12 protein-coding genes and 1 riboswitch are annotated in these 18,007 nt (G+C 42.7%); of the genes, 7 read left to right on the top strand and 5 right to left on the bottom strand.

Going from position 1 to position 18,007, the window contains the following annotated elements; all coding sequences use genetic code 11:
• Positions 1-302 precede the first annotated feature (302 nt).
• A complete protein-coding gene (locus PV403_RS19450) occupies positions 303-2,252 on the top strand; it encodes a heavy metal translocating P-type ATPase (RefSeq protein WP_332085679.1) in 1,950 nt (649 codons plus the stop codon).
• A 115-nt stretch (positions 2,253-2,367) separates the two neighbouring features.
• On the opposite strand, the gene PV403_RS19455 is transcribed toward PV403_RS19450, so the two are convergent.
• Complete coding sequence (locus tag PV403_RS19455; RefSeq protein ID WP_332085680.1) at positions 2,368-3,099, bottom strand: ZIP family metal transporter; 732 nt, start codon at positions 3,097-3,099, stop codon at positions 2,368-2,370.
• A gap of 336 nt (positions 3,100-3,435) precedes the next feature.
• On the opposite strand from PV403_RS19455, the gene trxB reads away from it, so the two are divergent.
• Together trxB and nagZ are read left to right on the top strand one after the other, a co-directional pair.
• Positions 3,436-4,383 (top strand): thioredoxin-disulfide reductase, encoded by a 948-nt coding sequence (gene trxB / locus PV403_RS19460; protein ID WP_332085681.1) that lies wholly within the window; start codon positions 3,436-3,438, stop codon positions 4,381-4,383.
• A gap of 218 nt (positions 4,384-4,601) precedes the next feature.
• Positions 4,602-5,927: a beta-N-acetylhexosaminidase gene (gene nagZ, locus PV403_RS19465; protein WP_332085682.1), complete on the top strand. Its 1,326-nt coding sequence runs from the start codon at positions 4,602-4,604 to the stop codon at positions 5,925-5,927.
• A 112-nt stretch (positions 5,928-6,039) separates the two neighbouring features.
• On the opposite strand, the gene PV403_RS19470 is transcribed toward nagZ, so the two are convergent.
• Positions 6,040-6,237 (bottom strand): hypothetical protein, encoded by a 198-nt coding sequence (locus PV403_RS19470; protein WP_211749725.1) that lies wholly within the window; start codon positions 6,235-6,237, stop codon positions 6,040-6,042.
• 155 nt (positions 6,238-6,392) lie between these two features.
• The gene (locus PV403_RS19475) at positions 6,393-7,553 is read right to left on the bottom strand and encodes an ROK family protein (RefSeq protein WP_332085683.1); all 1,161 of its coding nucleotides are present in this window, start codon (positions 7,551-7,553) and stop codon (positions 6,393-6,395) included.
• A gap of 263 nt (positions 7,554-7,816) precedes the next feature.
• Here PV403_RS19475 and xylA point away from each other — a divergent pair, with 263 nt between their 5' ends.
• The 4 genes from xylA (at position 7,817) to PV403_RS19495 (ending at position 14,721) form a co-directional block, all read left to right on the top strand.
• Positions 7,817-9,133, top strand: coding sequence for a xylose isomerase (xylA, locus tag PV403_RS19480; protein ID WP_332085684.1), 1,317 nt, complete (start codon positions 7,817-7,819; stop codon positions 9,131-9,133).
• A gap of 154 nt (positions 9,134-9,287) precedes the next feature.
• The gene (gene xylB / locus PV403_RS19485; protein ID WP_332085685.1) at positions 9,288-10,781 is read left to right on the top strand and encodes a xylulokinase; all 1,494 of its coding nucleotides are present in this window, start codon (positions 9,288-9,290) and stop codon (positions 10,779-10,781) included.
• A gap of 263 nt (positions 10,782-11,044) precedes the next feature.
• Positions 11,045-13,405 (top strand): YcdB/YcdC domain-containing protein, encoded by a 2,361-nt coding sequence (locus tag PV403_RS19490; RefSeq protein ID WP_213534685.1) that lies wholly within the window; start codon positions 11,045-11,047, stop codon positions 13,403-13,405.
• Between the two features lie 194 nt (positions 13,406-13,599).
• Positions 13,600-14,721, top strand: coding sequence for a transglutaminase domain-containing protein (locus tag PV403_RS19495; protein WP_249717617.1), 1,122 nt, complete (start codon positions 13,600-13,602; stop codon positions 14,719-14,721).
• Between the two features lie 41 nt (positions 14,722-14,762).
• On the opposite strand, the gene PV403_RS19500 is transcribed toward PV403_RS19495, so the two are convergent.
• Together PV403_RS19500 and PV403_RS19505 are read right to left on the bottom strand one after the other, a co-directional pair.
• Complete coding sequence (locus PV403_RS19500; RefSeq protein ID WP_213534683.1) at positions 14,763-16,214, bottom strand: amino acid permease; 1,452 nt, start codon at positions 16,212-16,214, stop codon at positions 14,763-14,765.
• A gap of 105 nt (positions 16,215-16,319) precedes the next feature.
• A riboswitch (Lysine riboswitch) is annotated at positions 16,320-16,531 on the bottom strand.
• 140 nt (positions 16,532-16,671) lie between these two features.
• Positions 16,672-17,808 (bottom strand): virulence factor, encoded by a 1,137-nt coding sequence (locus PV403_RS19505; RefSeq protein ID WP_213534681.1) that lies wholly within the window; start codon positions 17,806-17,808, stop codon positions 16,672-16,674.
• Positions 17,809-18,007 lie beyond the last annotated feature (199 nt).

Raw genomic sequence — 18,007 nt, forward strand, 5'->3', positions numbered from 1 at the left:
TTTTTTTTGTTCATAAATGAATTCTAAATTCAGCTCATTACTTAACAAAGCTTTGTTTACAACTTCAGGAATCTGGAATATAATAATAAAAAAGTTGCATTAGATAAAAACAATTGGACTGATGCAATATTGATTATCATTCTCAGCAATAATAGAAGAATAATTCAACTCAATAGTCGATAAATCCATGCTGCTTCGGGCCTCCCGAAGCAGCATGTGCCATTTTAAGGGCACTAACAATGGATCTCATTCTCAATTAGCAGACCGAAAGTGACAATAAAAAAGAGAGGGAAGTGATCGTAATGGACGCAATAAATAAGAGATTAAATACGGTTACACAAGTGAAAGGAAATTCTGCTGCTCCGCAGCCAGGGCGTAAACGCGGTCCGAATTTTAAAATGATGCTTCAAAACAAAGAGATGCAGGCAGCGCTTGGCAGCGGGGTGATGATGCTCGTTGCATGGGGAGTTTCCGGCAGTCATGAATTTCTGTCCATTCTGCTGTATATTGCAGCTTACACGATCGGTGGATGGACCAAAGCAAAAGAAGGGGTAGCAACGCTGGTTAAGGAGCGGGATTTAGATGTAAACCTGCTTATGATTGCAGCGGCCGTTGGTGCGGCAACGATTGGTTACTGGAATGAGGGAGCTATGCTTATCTTCATTTTTGCACTGAGTGGAGCCCTTGAGAGTTATACAACAGAACGCAGTCATAAGGATATTTCATCCCTTATTTCATTGAAGCCGGAAACGGCGCTGCGAATCGATAATGGAACTATGGAGCTTGTCCAGGCGGAAGAACTTGTGCCAGGAGATTTAATTTTAGTGAAACCTGGAGAACTAATGCCTTCGGATGGCCGAATCTATAAAGGATATTCTGCTGTAAATCAGTCCTCCATTACAGGAGAATCTACACCGGTAGAAAAAACAACCGGAGATGAAGTTTTTGCAGGAACGATGAATGGAGAAGGTGCACTGTACATTGAGGTGACTCAGCGGGCCGAGAATTCACTTTTTTCAAAGATTATTAAGTTAGTAGAAGAAGCACAAAGCGAAGTTCCCGCATCTCAGCGATTTATAGAGAAGTTTGAAGGAATATATGCCAAGTTCATTGTAGCGATTACGCTTGTTATCATTGGGGCACTTCCCCTCCTGTCTGGCTGGACCTGGGGAGATTCATTCTACAAAGCATGTGTATTTCTTGTCGTAGCTTCTCCCTGTGCGCTGGTAGCTTCGATCATGCCAGTGATGCTCTCTTCCATCTCAAGCAGTGCAAGGAGAGGACTTCTCTTTAAAGGCGGAGCACATGTGGAAAATATGGCTAAAACGGCTGTTGTTGCTTTTGATAAGACAGGTACGCTTACAAGGGGAGTTCCCGAAGTAACTGACTTGTATCCAGCAGAAGGTTATGACGAAATGCAGTTGCTTGCTGTCTCTGCTGCCATTGAAAGCCAGTCTATGCATCCCCTCGCAGAAGCGATTGTAAATAAGGCACGCATATCAGGAGCTGAAATTCTTGAGGCTGATGAAGTTCAGTCCATCACAGGGTGGGGACTTGAAGGAATCGTAAACGGTGTGAAATGGAGTATTGGTAAGACGGATAGGTTCGATCAGGGAGAGGTTGATTCGTTCTGGGTTCATACGAGAGCATCCCTGGAGCAAGAAGGAAAAACCGTATCTGTCATTATGCGAGGTGACGACATAGCCGGGATCATTGCGATGCGTGATACGGTACGTCCGCAGGCAGCGGATGCGGTGAAACGATTGCAACAATTAGGAGTCAAGGTCGCTATGCTGACAGGGGATCGCCAAGGCACCGCGGACGTTATAGCAGAGGAGACGGGTGTAGATTTTGTCTATGCTGAACTCTTGCCACAGCAAAAAGTAGAACAGGTACGTAAGCTCCGTGAAACCTATGGTCATGTAGTTATGGTTGGAGATGGAGTGAATGATGCACCAGCTCTAGCTGCAGCTACAGTAGGGATGGGGATGGGCATGTCTGGAAGCGGAACGGCTATCGAAGTAGCTGATGTGGTCCTGATGAATGACAATATTGAAGAGATCGCTTGGAGTATTAAGCAGTCTAGAAGAGCAGCGAGAGTAGTGAAACAAAATATTGTTTTTGCTATTTCCGTAATTACGCTGCTTATTGCAGGTAACTTCCTCACCGAGGTCGCTTTACCCTTTGGAGTTATTGGTCATGAAGGCAGTACGATTTTAGTTATTCTAAATGGGTTGCGATTATTAAAATAATGCTGTAGATCAGAGAAAATCAGCTAAGAGAAGAAGTAGATAGAAAAAAACAAAAAGCGTCGTGAAAACGACGCTTTTTGCTGTAAAGTGCAGGTTATTTTCGTAGTAGATGCATCTAGAAAATCTCAGTGAGGGTAATCATCGTGATGAGACCCAGAAGGAAAGAGATCGTAGCTACACGCTGGTTACCGTCTCCGTGACTTTCAGGGATTAGTTCTTTGTACACAATAAACATCATTGCTCCTGCAGCAAAGGCAAGACCGTAAGGAACAAGACCATCAACTACACTGCTCAGCGAGTATCCAATAAACGCCGTAATAATCTCGACTGCTCCTGTTAACGTAGCAATACCGAGCGCTTTAAATCGGCCGATGTTTTGATTCACTAGGAACAGGGCTACAAGAAATCCTTCAGGCGCATTTTGCAGACCAATCGACAAGGCAATCAGATTACCTAGGCTGTCGTCTGAACTTGCATAACTTACCCCAACGGACAGTCCCTCTGGAAGATTGTGCATTGTGATCGCAGCTATGATAAGAAAAGCCTTGCCTTCAATATTAAATGGCCGTGATTCCGGATTCTCTAAATCGATATGCGGGATATACCTCTCTAAGATGAGCAGCACACAGCTTCCTGCCAAGATTCCAATGGATAGGATAATAAGATTCGATTGGCTGAGAGCCTCAGGGATGAGACTGTACATGGATGCCGATGTCATGATTCCGGCAGCATAAGCGAGCAAAATATCTCGCAGCCGGTGAGTTACCTTTGTCATAAATAGAATCGGGATTGCCCCAAGTCCGGTAGACAAGGCAGAGATAATACTTCCAATCATTGCTTCTGTCATAAACTTTCGAATACCTCCTCTTGTTGTCGTTCTATTTAGATCAGGATTAAGGCGGGCAAAGAGCATTGACAGCGACTTTGAAAATGATCATAATTATATCTAGATTAGAATTATTATAAATTATGTATTCCTTTTCCGTAAAGTTTACTTATAACATGAACGGGTAAAGCAATTCATTATATTATTTCCCATTCGTGAATGGATGACAAGCGTTGATGTGTTATAAGTTGTCTTCCAGGCGAGTAAGGTAATAACTTATTGTATGCTTGTTCGCCCCTGGTTCATTCGAAGTTCATTTACTTTAGTGTTTGCGGAAGAAATCGGGAGGTAAAGTGAATGTATAAATCAGTTATTATCGGAACAGGTCCAGCCGGCCTGACTGCTGCAATTTATTTGGCACGTGCCAATTTGAAACCACTTGTAATTGAAGGTCCAGAACCGGGAGGCCAACTCACAACAACAACCGAAGTAGAAAATTTCCCTGGTTTCCCTGATGGTATTATGGGACCTGAACTTATGGATAATATGCGCAAACAGGCGGAGCGCTTTGGTGCAGAATTCCGTACTGGATGGGTTAATAGTATTGATATGGCAGAGCGTCCTTTTAAAATTCAGGTCGAAGGACAAGACGAAATTGTTTCCGAGACGGTGATTATTTCGACAGGAGCTTCTGCTAAATACCTCGGTATTCCTGGAGAACAAGAAAACGTAGGTTATGGTGTAAGTACTTGTGCAACATGCGATGGATTCTTTTTCCGCGGTAAAGAAATTATCGTAATCGGCGGGGGCGATTCTGCGTTGGAAGAAGCAAACTTCCTGACTCGTTTCGCGTCTAAAGTAACACTCGTGCATCGCCGTGAAGAACTTCGTGCTTCAAAAATTATGCAGGACCGTGCTCGCGATAATGAAAAAATCGAATGGGCACTAAATCGCACACCTGTTGAGATCCTTGCAGGCGAAAATGGAAGCGGAGTAAAAGGCTTAAAAGTGCTTAACAATGCTACCGGCGAAGAAGAAATTATTGAAGCGAGCGGTGTATTTGTTGCCATTGGTCATAATCCAAACACAGCGTTCCTGGGTGGTCAACTGACTACGGATGCAAACGGATATATTGTTGTTAACCCTGGCACGAGTGAAACGAATGTACCTGGCGTATTCGCTTGCGGAGATGTTCAGGATACGCGTTACAGACAAGCGATTACAGCTGCAGGCAGTGGATGTAAAGCAGCGATGGATACGGAAAGATTCATCGAAAGTCTTGAGCACAGCGCAGTAACGAATTAGTACCTGAATCAATTTCATAACTCATTAAATTTATGAAATTGATTCGCCTAGTTTATATATTCAGATTACCGTAAATAAGTGAATAGAATTTTTACTAATTTTATTCAGCCTGAGGTAATGCAATGGAAGCTTAAAGCCGCATCCTTTATGGATGCGGTTTTTTATCTATATAAAGGGAATCATACGATAGTAGAATGGTAGGGTAGGAGTGATAATCCATGAAAACTAGTTATTATCTATGGGTACTGTTACTTATGTTTTTAGTGATGGGTTGTTCTAGGGAAGCAGTTATCCCTGAAAAATCAGCCGATTCCCTAACGGAATTAAATAGTCACCAAGCAGAAAGTAAACCGAATAAAGTAGAAGAAAATACCGAACAGGGTCTCGATTATACGGAGTCGCTTGAACCTAATCGTGTTACTTCAATCGATGAGTCCGACAAGTATAAGTCAGAACTCATGTCGATGACCTTGGAACAGAAAATAGGTCAGCTGATGATCTCAGGTTTCTCGGGCACAGATCTTTCACATGAAGAGACACAGTTAATTGCTTCAGGCCGAATCGGCGGTGTCATCCTATTTAAGCAGAATATTGAGAGCAAGAAACAGCTGTTAGAACTTATTAATGATATAAAATCAAATAATCCAGCAGAAAATAGACCGCTTTTTATCTCTTTGGATGAAGAAGGCGGGCGGGTGTCTCGTTTACCGGAGGGCAAAACGGAGTTTCCATCCAGTCTTATGATTGGGAAGATAGGAGATGCAGCTTTATCCGAAGAAGTGGGCAGAGTTATTGGAGAAGAGGCTGGTGCTTTTGGATTTAATGTAGACTATGCTCCTGTACTTGATATCTTTAGCAACCCGGCGAATACGGTAATTGGTGATCGTGCTTATGGCACCACCGCTGCAGAAGTATCCGTTCATGGGATCGCTGTAATGAAAGGACTACAGAAAACGGGTATGATCTCTGCTATAAAGCACTTTCCTGGACATGGAGACACATCGATTGATTCACATGAAAGTCTGCCGGTTGTTAACAAGACGAAAGCTCAGCTAGAAGAAAGAGAACTGATTCCTTTTCGTGAAGCAATAGAAGAAGGAGCAGACATGATCATGGTAGCTCATATCAAGTATCCAAAGATCGATTCCTCAGGAAAACCGGCATCTCTTTCTTCCGTCATGGTTCAAGACATCTTGCGGGAGGATCTTGGATACGATGGGGTTGTTATAACGGATGACCTTGAGATGGGAGCAATCGAACAAAATTATGGCTCAGGAGAGGCAGCTGTTTTGGCGCTTGAGGCTGGAGTCGATATCCTTTTGTTTGGTCACACTCCAGACAAAGCATCAGAAGCATATGAGGCCATACGAACCGCAGTAGAAACGGGAAGGTTAACCGAGGCCGAAATAGATGAACATGTGCTCCGAATACTGAAATTGAAGGAAAAATATATACAATCAGATGAGAAGCTAACGGAAGACGCACTTACCAAATTCGGCTCTGATGAGCATCAGCAAGTAGCGAACCGGACGAAACAGAATTGATGAGCACATCACAGAGAAGAAGCGGGGCGTGTTGTTTGAAATAAAACAAAAAGAGAGGGACAAATCATGTCTCTCTCTTTTTTTAATAATGAAATAAGCAGTGAAACGTTAGCTAAAAAACAAACCACATAAACCACTGGAATATAAAATAGACGGCTACACCCGATAGAACATACCATAATGCCTGTTTTTTCTTACCCTGAAATAACTTAAGGATTCCAAGACTTACCAAGGGAGCAATAATAATAAGGAAAAGCAGGACCGTGATGAACATCGCGGCTGAAATATCGGAAGTATCCACATAAGTCACGAGAGTTCTCTCCATTCCGTGCGTGAAGTATAGCTGCAAGTTGGAGCTTTGCAGTAATAAATGACACATAATAAGACTTATTATACCTTGGATACGGAAGGTAACGGTCCAGAAAATAGGGCGAATTTTTGTCTATTTCAGTAATTTTTTTACATTTATGATCGAACTCGAATCTGCCCGAGAAATTGGGATATGGCTCCATAGGCAGAACCGATTAAGGTCGAGTTTGCTCCAAGTTCAGCAAATTCAATATGGAGACTACGCCGATGGTAGGGAAGTGTTCGCTCTGCAACAACTCTTTGCAGTGAGCTCTCTATATATTTTTGTGCTTTTGATAAGGGTCCCCCAATAATGATGCGTTCTGGATTAAAACTATTTACGATGTTTGTTATCCCGACACCCAGCCGGTGTCCCATGCTTTTATAGAGTTCAAGAATGACCGGGTCACCTTTGGCAGCAAGGATCGTAAGATCCGAAGTGGAACGGGAAGGAAGCTGCAAGCTGGCTTCATCATATGCTTTTTCAGATGCATAAAGCTCCCAGCACCCCCGATTTCCGCAGGAGCACTGCTTTCCTTCTGCATCAATGGACATATGTCCTGTTTCTCCCGCATAACCCCATGCGCCTTTATAAAGTTCCCCATCAATTACAATACCAGATCCAATCCCAATGCCCGCACTGATGTATATCAGATGACGTGTTCCTCTAGCCGCTCCAAAATGAAGTTCACCAAGTGCTCCTGCATTGGCTTCATTATCAATCGTGACCGGGAGCTCCAGTTCTTTTTCTAACATACTTCGAAGAGGAACCATATTCCACGCAAGGTTCGGGGCAAACAGAACCGTTCCTTCTTCATCTACCATACCTGGTACTCCAATTCCTACACCAATGACACCATGGGGTGAAGGGGGCGCTTTTTGTTGCAGCCCGTTTGTCATGGAGACAATGGAGCTACATACGTATGACACGTCGTGACTTGTAAGAGGCTGAACTTCTTCAGCAATAAGGGTTCCGGCAAGATCCGTTAGAACACCTCGTAAACGTTTCACACTGACTTCAAGACCCACTGCATAACCAGCATGTTTATTGAATAGAAGCATAAGCGGTTTGCGTCCTCCACTGGATTCACCTGGACCGAGTTCAGTGACCAAGTGTCCGTCAATGAGTTCCGCTACAAGATTAGATACCGTTGCTTTATTTAATCCGGATAGAGTGGACACATTCGCTCTAGATAAAGGGGCATGTTCCCGGATTGTATTTAAAATAATCGTTTTATTAATTTTTTTGACCAGAGCCTGATCTCCGGTTATTGCCATGGATCAGCACGTCCCTTCAGGATTTTACATTACATGATTTACGAAAAATTATTGTATTGAGAAACATAGGTGAATCAATTTCATAACTCACAACTAAAGGTATTATGAAATTAATTCAAGTAAAGTCTATTGTAACAGAAAAAAAAGAGAATAAACAAACTTTGTTTAACCAATAGACAAAGTGGCGGAGGGTGTGTTAGTATATCGGTGTAAACGATTTCGCGAATCGGACATTAGACCAATTAGAGGAGGGCTTTGTAACAATGGCTTATTTTGAATCCGTTAACAAAGTTGCATTTGAAGGTAAAGAATCGAAAAATCCTTTGGCATTTAAATTTTATAATCCGGAAGAAGTCGTAGCAGGTAAAACAATGGAGGAACACTTCCGTTTTGGTATGGCTTACTGGCATACACTAACAGCGGGCGGCGCTGACCCTTTTGGTGCAGAAACAGCTGTTCGTTCTTATAATAAATATTCAGGTCTTGACCTTGCAAAAGTTCGCGTAGAAGCAGCGTTCGAATTCATGGAAAAAATGAATCTTCCTTTCTTCTGTTTCCACGATGTAGACATCGCTCCTGAAGGAAATAGTCTGCGTGAGTTCTACAGCAATATTGATACCATTGTTGATTTAATTGAAGAACAAATGAAAGCAACAGGTAAAAAACTGCTTTGGAATACGGCAAATATGTTTACGAATCCGCGCTTTATGCACGGTGCAGCTTCTACATGTAATGCAGATGTATATGCACATGCGGCAGCACAGATCAAAAAAGGTCTTGAAGTAGGTAAACGTCTTGGTGCAGAAAACTATGTATTCTGGGGCGGACGTGAAGGTTATGATACGTTGCTAAATACAGATATGGCTCTTGAGCAAGACAACATTGCTCGTATGTTCCATATGGCTGTAGATTATGCGAAAGAAATCGGCTTTGACGCTCAATTCCTGATCGAGCCTAAACCAAAAGAGCCAACAAAACATCAGTATGATTTCGATGCTGCAACTTCCATTGCATTCTTGCAAAAATATGGCCTCGACAAAGACTTTAAACTGAACCTTGAAGCTAACCATGCTACGCTGGCAGGTCACACATTTGACCACGAGCTGCGTGTTGCTCGTATTAACGGTATGCTTGGATCACTGGATGCAAACCAAGGCGATCTCTTGATCGGTTGGGATACAGATGAGTTCCCAGTCGATATCTACGATGCAACTCTGACAATGTATGAAGTGCTTAAAAATGGCGGTCTTGGTAAAGGCGGCGTAAACTTTGATGCAAAAGTACGTCGTTCTTCTTTCGAACCGGAAGATCTGTTCCTTGCTCATATTGCAGGTATGGATACGTACGCGAAAGGTCTGAAAGTCGCTGCGAAACTGATCGAAGATCGTGTATTCGATAACTTTATCGAGGATCGCTATGCAAGTTTTAAAGAGGGTATTGGTGCTGATGTAGTAGAAGGTAAAGCAACACTCAGCTCCCTTGCTGAATATGCTTTGAATAACGAAACACCACGTGCTAATAAATCAGGTCGTCAAGAACTTCTGAAAGCGACACTTAACCAGTATATCTTGGCTGACTAATATTTGATCGGCCTTGATCATGCCAACAGGACGCTACAACGTTAGTTAGACTTTGCGGATCGTCCCCGGCCTTTTTCGCCCGTATGCGAAAGGTGCGGGGACGTTTCTTATTTAGTGAAAGAAAAAAATGGGACATAGGGGAGGAAGGAATACAATGAGTTATGTTATTGGGGTAGATTTAGGAACGAGTGCAGTGAAGACGGTACTTGTGAACCGCAGCGGGGAAGTTTTATTCGAATCATCACAGCCGTATCCGCTGCATCAACCAAAAGCTGGCTACAGCGAACAGAATCCAGAGGATTGGGTCGAGCAGACGTTAGTGTCACTTCGTAAGCTTATGGAGATGTCTAATATTTCTGCTGATGAGGTAGCGGGGCTTAGCTTCTCTGGTCAAATGCATGGGCTTGTTTTACTTAATAAGGATGGTCAGGTGCTGCGTCCTGCTATTTTGTGGAATGACACACGGACGACCGCAGAATGCCGCCTTATTGAGGAAACGTTAGGTGCGGATCTCTTACAGATTGCGAAAAACCGTGCATTAGAAGGATTTACACTCCCTAAAATATTATGGGTTCAAAAACATGAACCTGAGATCATGGAGCAGGCAGCCGTATTCCTGCTTCCCAAAGACTACGTTCGTTACCGGTTAACTGGCGACTTTGCAATGGATTATTCCGATGCAGCGGGAACGTTGCTGTTAGATATAGCAAGCAAAAGCTGGAGTCAGACGATTGCAGAAGCCTTCTCACTTCCACTTTCCCTTTGTCCAAGACTGGTCGAGTCTTTTGAAGAAGTGGGAACATTGCTTCCAGAGATCGCAGAAGCATCAGGTCTTACCACAAACACGAAAGTATTTGCTGGGGGAGCAGATAATGCTTGCGGGGCGATTGGCGCTGGCATTCTGAATGAAGGACAGACGATGAGCAGCATCGGAACCTCAGGGGTTGTACTTGCTTATGAAGAGCGTAAAGAGCTTGATTTTGAAGGGAAAGTACATTTCTTTAACCATGGGGAGAAAGATGCTTTTTATATTATGGGTGTGACACTCGCTGCGGGTTATAGTTTGACCTGGTTTAAGGATACTTTTGCAAAAGATCTTTCCTTTGATGAATTGCTTAGCGGCATTGATGCTATACCGGCAGGCAGTAAAGGACTGTTATTCACTCCTTATCTCGTTGGAGAACGAACTCCGCATCCCGATGCGAATATTCGTGCAAGCTTCATCGGCGTAGACGCAGGTCATTCTCTTTCCCACTTTGGACGTGCCGTACTGGAAGGGATTACTTTCTCATTAAGAGAGTCCATTGATATCATTCGTGAATCTGGCAAAAACATTCAAGAAGTCGTTTCGATCGGCGGCGGAGCTAAAAATGAAACCTGGCTGCAAATGCAGGCTGATATTTTCAATAGCCGGATTGTGAAGCTCGAAAGCGAACAAGGTCCTGCTATGGGGGCTGCCATGCTTGCGGCTTACGGGTGTGGATGGTTTGATTCTTTACAGGCATGTGCGGCAGCCTTTATTCGCCCTGCGAAAACTTATGAACCAAATCCGGAGACGGCAGCAGTATACGATGAACTGTTTGCGCTCTATCAGAAGATCTACGGACAAACGCGTGAATTAAATGAGAAACTCGCACAATACAGATAGGCAGCTATACCGTCCAAATAACCGCTCCGAGATTTACGGGGCGGTTATTTGTGTATCTATTTTTTTGGAGAAATGAAGACGAACTTAAGAGATAGGGTTTAATTAGCGTGGCAGTTTATGTTAGAGTGTATGAGGTTTGTAACACATTTTCTAGCAAAAAGTTGGGTGTTTATCTCGAAATTTTTAATTGGGAAATATGGAATGTGATAGTTTATAGTATGATACAATGGAATAGATTGGAAATTTAGGGGGAGGTATGAATTTTGGATATAAGGTCATCGATTTCTGTGAAAAAAGTAGCGGCTGCCATGGCGGCTATTATGCTTGGAGTACATACGCAAGGAGCAATTCATAGTGTTTCCGCTGCTTCTGTCGCTGTAACAGAGACAGCAAGTGAGGCGGGAAGTGGTCAATCTTCAATTGTTCTAGACTCAAAACTTCCAAAAGGCGCAAAGATTTCGTCAGAAAAAGCTTATAACAATGTGATTGCATTGTTTCCTGAACTAAAAAAAGCAACGTTAACATCATCTAATTATGGTGGAGGGAATTCATACCCGCAGCCAGATTATAAAGTCTGGGACTTGCAATTCCAAGTTAGAATGGGTTCATCTTCACATGGATTCAGTGCTACTGTGCATGGTGAGACAGGAGAAGTTTTGTCTGTGTATTTGCCTGAATATTTGTGGGAGAAACAAGCAGACAGTGATGCTAAACGCATTTCTTATGCAGAATCTGAAGCGATCAGCAAAGCATTTTTGCATAAAGCCATCAAAGGATTATCTGAGGATGATTATGTTAAATTAGACGCTAATGGAGGAGATACGATATCTCCGCTTTTTGGTCATGCACAGTACTATTTTGTTTATCAACTTCATGTGAATGGACTGCCTACGAGTGAAAATACAGTCTATGTTACCGTACACGACAGCGGGGTTGTGACTAATTATTCGAGAAACATACCACAGTCCGACTTTCCTTCTCCTAATCCCAAATTGTCTGCACAAGAAGCAAGATCTATATTCGAAAAGAACTTTAATGTAGAGCTATCCTACATCCCTAATAAATACAGTTACAATAAAAAACATAGCAATTATTATCTTGGTTATTTGCCTTCAACAGGAATGGAATCCATTGATGCGAATACTGGTGAAACTTTTAGCGCTTATAATTCAACAGATACAAAAACAGAATATGTTACTGAGTCTTTGCCAAATGGAAATGCTTTTGTTCCTGCAAAGAAAGAACTGTCCGCTGAGGAAGCCCTGCAATTCGTAGAAAACACATTCCCGACTCCTAAGGGGTATCAGGTTTCGGAAAGCCGTTATGAGAAAAGAAGTTACCGGTCTGGAGAGCCGAGTTGGAATATCCAATGGACTAAAGAGGATAAGGATAATTCGTATATGTACATGAATGGGATCTCCGCCGAAGTTAACGCAAAGACGGGAGAAATTCAAAGTTACGACATTTACAACCATCGTATGGATAATGAGACTGAGGTCGATAAACCAGTAGAGAACAAACAGAAAATCACAGCAGAAGCTGCGAAAAAGCTGGCAATCAATAAAGTTCTGGCTCTCGTTCCAAACGCAGCGAAGGAACTAAAACTGAGTACGGTGAGCAGTTCTGACACAAGTTATTTCTTTAATTTTACTCGTTACTTAAATGGGATTCCTGTGTATGGCGATAATGTGAGCATCTCAATGGACAAAGCAGGCGCAGTGCAGAGCTTTTATTCTCAGTTCTCAGCTGATGCTGCTAATATGCCGGCTCCATCTGAACCAGCAGTGACGAAAGAGGCAGCAAAAAAGATTTTCCTTGATCGAACCAAAACAACACTTCAATACGAAGGATTTGGCGGGTATTATGGAATTCAAGGAGATAGAGAAGAAAGATCCATTAAGCTTGTGTATCATCCACATTTAAGCGATATGGACTATTACAGCAATGAAGCGCTTGATGCTTCGAGTGGCAAATGGAAACTTCTCTATGGAACTACACAGGAAAGCATTGTATCCGATATTGTAGATATTAAAGGGCACTCTGCGGAATCTCTATTACAGAAGATGGTTACCCATGGGGTGTTAACACCGAATGACGAAGGAAAGATCGAACCGGAACGCACCATTACCAAAGGGGATTGGTATACGTATTTAGCAAGAGGGCTTAATCCTGGTGTAGGAAATGACGTATATTATTCAGGAAATGATGAAGATAAGATATTCGCGGATGTGGATATAGACAGTCCTTATGCCTCTGTATTCAATCTTCTTATTAATCAATCTTGGGTTGAAGCGGATCCGGAACTAAAATTATCCCCTGAAAAACAACTTACACGCGGGGAATTAGCTGAAATGATCATGAGCGTGCTGAAGTACGATAAACTTTCTAAGTTCTATCAACAGGGAACAGATCTGGCTGCTGTAGCAGATGCCTCACAGATTACCAACAAAGGTGCTGCTTCACTAGCGATTAAGCTGGATTTGCTGCCGCTCATTGATGGACGCTTCCTGCCAGAACGTTATGTGACGGTTGCAGAAGCAGCTCAAGTACTGAATCGTCTCGCAGAGCTGCAAGGGAAACTTGATTTTTTCATGAATAGTCAGTCTTATTATCGTTATTATTAATAAATGGATGTACAGGTACTTATTTGACTTAAACGGAATAGTTATAATTAGATACAGAAAATAGCTTCCTACTAAGGGAGCTATTTTTTTTCGATGTGGATCGACAAAACTAGAAAAGAGATGCCAAGAGCGTTTGTGTTACAATATTCCTGCAAAGACTAGAGCCCATTACCCGAAGAGAGGCGGAGACGATCTTGAGGAAAAACCGTTTTGGTTTGTTAATCGTTGTACTGTTCGTCCTTGCGATCATCATTGTGATCCCCCGGGTAGTAGACCTCGATACACTATATGCAGCTTCGACAGAGAAAATAGTTACACAAGAGAGCATGCATACCGTACTGACGACAGCTATGCTGGACAGGACAGAAAGTGTGAAGTTTACGTATAAAGGAAAAATTAAAACGCTCAAGGCTACACTGCAGAAAGCAATTGAAGAGGCAATGGCAAGTGACCCCTATATTCAATACAATATTAAAAGTTATGCTTATCATTACAAAGGGAACAATGTATCAGCAGAAGTGACGATTGATCTGAAATACCGTGAAACCAAAGCCCAAACCGTGTATGTGGAACGAAGAGTGAAAGAGATATTAGAAGAGATTATCACGCCCGAAATGAATTCACACGAGAAGGTAGAAGCCATCCATGACTGGATTGTCCTCCATTTGGCTTATGATGTATCCCTGAGAAAATATACGGCTTACGATGGTCTTGCTACAGGCAGTACCGTATGTCAGGGTTACTCGTTACTAGCTTATAAGTTGTTAGAACAATCGGGAATTAAGAACCAAATTGTAGAGGGGCAAGCAGGAGGACAACTTCATGCCTGGAATCTGTTGTTGCTTGATGGCAAATGGTATCATATGGACACCACCTGGGATGATCCAACTCCTAATCAACTAGGGAAGGTGAGTTATAACTATTACTTACTCACTGACGAAGAGATGGGAAAAGACCATACATGGCAGAAACAGTATCCTGCAGCAACATCTCTATACCGTGAAACACTGGCTGTATTGCAGCAAACAGACATGAATAAGACAGCGGCGTATGATCGTTTGTATAACAAACTGGATTATGTACTCTATAATGAAGATAAAATTATACGCAGTTCTGCTGATCTGAAAGGTCTTGTAAAAGGGAAAATAAAAGAAGAACAGAAGGCAGTGCTTTTTCGCTACAGCGGGGAGAAAGCAAGACTCTTAGAGGCACTTAAGGATTTATATAGTCTAGGGCTGAATTCCGTCTCCTACTATGTGTCTGATTTTGAGGATACAGGAGATATGAAAGTAAAGGTCAGCTGGGAGTTAAAATAAGAAAAGCCTGTTCTACAACAATTGTAGAGCAGGCTTTATTATTAAGATTGACCCGTTTCGAAATCACAATCCTCAAGCGGGATTACTTTTGTTTTATACTTCCATTTGTATCCAAACCAGATGATTAGGAACAGTGGAATAGTGAAGTAAGTTGCGATGATATCAAGCCATCCTAAGTCAGCTAGATCCAAAGTGAAAATTTGGCCCACAATGACAATCATACATAAAATAAGAGCGAAGATTGGTCCAAATGGGAACCATCTTGCACGGAAAGGTAAGTCTTTTAAGTCACGTCCTTGGGCGATATAAGCTTTTCTAAAACGATAATGACTAACTGAAATACCAAGCCAGGTAATAAATCCGCACATTCCAGAAGCGTTCAGGAGCCAAGTATATACCACACCATCTCCAAACATAGATGAAAAGAAAGCCAGCATCCCTACAGCTGCCGTGGCTAAGAGGGCATAGATCGGCACGCCTTTGCCATTTAGTTTCCCAAAGATACGAGGTGCTTTACCTTCTTTAGCAAGAGCAAACAATACACGGCTGGAAGCGTAAATGCCTGAATTCCCTGCTGAAAGAACAGAAGTAAGAATAACAGCGTTCATAACCGATGCAGCGAATGCAAAACCTGCTTTTTGAAAAACTAACGTAAATGGACTGACACTAATATTGTCCACTCCCGATTTCAGCAGATTAGGGTTGGTATATGGAATCACGAGACCGATCACCAGAATCGTCAAGATATAGAAAAGCAAAATACGCCAGAATACTTGACGAATGGCACGCGGAACATTTTCACGCGGGTTTTCACTCTCACCAGCTGCAACGCCGATGAGCTCCGTCCCTTGGAATGAGAAACCAGCAGCCATAAATACACCGAGCAGTGCAAAAAATCCTCCATGCATCGGAGCATCTCCGAATGTAAAGTTAGTGAAGCCAATGGCTTCGCCGCCGATGATTCCTACAATCATCATCACACCAACGATTAGGAATATAATCACGGTAATAATTTTAATAAGAGCAAACCAATATTCAGATTCGCCGTACCCTTTAACAGAGAGGACATTCAGTCCAACGATAAGTAGTAGGAAAAGTAAACTCCAAAGCGCAGAGTTACTGTCTGGGAACCAGTATTTAATAATCAGTGTTGCCGCCGAAAGTTCTGCTGCAATCGTGATTGCCCAGTTATACCAGAAGTTCCAACCTAGCGCAAACCCAAGCGAAGGATCAACAAACCGGGTAGCATAGGTGCTAAATGAACCTGAGTCCGGCATAAATGTGGCCAGTTCTCCTAGGCTCGACATTAAGAAATATACCATAATGCCGACCGCTGCATAGGCGATTAGCGCGCCGCCGGGACCAGAGGTAGCAATGGCACCGCCGCTCGCTAGAAATAGTCCCGTTCCAATGGAACCGCCAAGAGCAATCATAGTCATATGACGGGCTTTAAGCCCTTTTTTTAGGGTGGGTGCTGGTGAGTCGTGCTGCATGTTCTAAATACACTCCTTCGATTTGAGTCAAACAATACAAAAAGACCGCGGGCAGGCACCGGCGGTCTATATCATGAATTCGGCACCATACGTTACTTTGTTAAATGTGAAGATAGCTCAACATAGCTGTTCCCTTTCACAAAGAGAATCATGCTATGACAGTTCTGTCCCTTTCGGATAACAGCCCCAACCTGGAGTATATTTCAATAGAGCATTACTCGCAGATTTCGGCAAATACGCCTTTCAGCCCGGATACCAGCGGCAGCTCATATGCCTCTCCTGGTTTACTGATCGTATTCGCGACCTCTACCTCACCGAATAACTTACGTATGATGAGGTGTATCTTAATTATGTGATTGATTGTTCATTACTCTTATTTAAAACAGATTCTAGTATAAAGGAAGGATACTTCTAAATCAATGGTACAAAATCCCTTTAATGTGAGCTAAGTGTGAAATTAGTTTTTATTACGACCGGCCATTTGCTGCCATATCGTTCCCGCAGCTTCTTCACCGGATTCAATACGTTCAAGAGCCATTCTCGCTTGAAGACTGACTTCAAATTCAGGATCTTCTACTGCTTCTTGGAGGGCTGCTTTTGCGTCCTCGGTTCCTACTTCATAAAGAAAACGCGCAGCCCGCCAGCGAACAAGTTTGCTGCTGTCCTTGAGAGCTGGAATCATGACAGGTGTGGCAGCCGCATCCCCAATATCAGACAGCGTATCCCCGGCAGTCCGGCGAACGGCAGGTGATTTATCTTGCATTGCTTCATATAATAGTTCCTGCGCCTCCGGTGTCTTTAGATCACCAAGATATATGATCGCAAGGCGGCGAATTTGCATTTTTTCATCCTGTAAGGCTGTATGGATCATCTCGATTCGTTCTGAAGAGGGCTCCATTTGATCTAAAGCTGAATAACGAACGCGCCAGTCCTCATTTTGTAGTGCTGCCTTAATTTCATCATCTGTAAGATCCCGACGCTGCTCTATAAATTCCTCTTGATTGGCACCGTGAGCAATAGCTTGATCAATGACTTTAATGAGTCTTTCCTGTGGAAATGCGGCTTCAAGTTCTTGTTCTACTTCCCGAGCAATATCAGGCAGTTCGCCATAGCGTACTCCGTAATCAGTTAATTTACGTTCTTTAATGAGTGTGCTGGAAGCGACTTCAGTGACAGCTTTGACAAAACGATCTGATAAAGAGATCCGTTCTTCTTGAGAACCGGATTTCACCCGGATTTGCATGGGAATACCGCGGAAGAATTGAACAAACACCTCAGCTTCACCAAAATGTTCACCAGCAGCGTCATCAGGCTGGGTCCAGTTTAATTCAGCGCCTTCTTGACCCAGTTTGTTTTGAACCTCTCCAAGGATTTCAGACCAATCTGCATTTCCTTTACGGTCAAGTGCTACAAAACCTGCGGTGTGGAACACACTTTTCACTCCGCTAATGTGAAGCATTTGACGAATAAAAGCAGGGGCAGAGCGTTCATTATCGAGCGTATATGTTTTTCGAATTCCCGCCTCAAGTTGCTCATCCAAGTGAAGCATCATCGTATTTGGACTAGGCGTAGGTTCAATAGATATAATTTTCATAAGTTCAAATTACCTCCGTTCATATATAAAAAAAATGATAGTAAGCTGTTAAGAATCTCACTTAATTGTACACGAGGAATGAAATAAATCCAAAAACTATGTATTCCTATGGTAAATTGAGAAACTTCATCATATTTATGCTATAATATGTTGCCATACGGGTAAATGCGGCATAATGGCTGATGTATGCTCATTAGGC

This window comes from Paenibacillus sp. GYB006, assembly GCF_036577645.1.
Taxonomy (GTDB): domain Bacteria; phylum Bacillota; class Bacilli; order Paenibacillales; family Paenibacillaceae; genus Paenibacillus.

Excerpts from the sequence above, each read along its gene's own strand:
- xylB (WP_332085685.1), top strand. The coding sequence starts at position 9,288 with ATGAGTTATGTTATTGGGGTAGATTTAGGAACGAGTGCAGTGAAGACG.
- PV403_RS19500 (WP_213534683.1), bottom strand. The coding sequence starts at position 16,214 with ATGCAGCACGACTCACCAGCACCCACCCTAAAAAAAGGGCTTAAAGCC.
- PV403_RS19455 (WP_332085680.1), bottom strand. The coding sequence starts at position 3,099 with ATGACAGAAGCAATGATTGGAAGTATTATCTCTGCCTTGTCTACCGGA.
- PV403_RS19505 (WP_213534681.1), bottom strand. The coding sequence starts at position 17,808 with ATGAAAATTATATCTATTGAACCTACGCCTAGTCCAAATACGATGATG.
- PV403_RS19475 (WP_332085683.1), bottom strand. The coding sequence starts at position 7,553 with ATGGCAATAACCGGAGATCAGGCTCTGGTCAAAAAAATTAATAAAACG.
- nagZ (WP_332085682.1), top strand. The coding sequence starts at position 4,602 with ATGAAAACTAGTTATTATCTATGGGTACTGTTACTTATGTTTTTAGTG.
- PV403_RS19450 (WP_332085679.1), top strand. The coding sequence starts at position 303 with ATGGACGCAATAAATAAGAGATTAAATACGGTTACACAAGTGAAAGGA.
- xylA (WP_332085684.1), top strand. The coding sequence starts at position 7,817 with ATGGCTTATTTTGAATCCGTTAACAAAGTTGCATTTGAAGGTAAAGAA.
- trxB (WP_332085681.1), top strand. The coding sequence starts at position 3,436 with ATGTATAAATCAGTTATTATCGGAACAGGTCCAGCCGGCCTGACTGCT.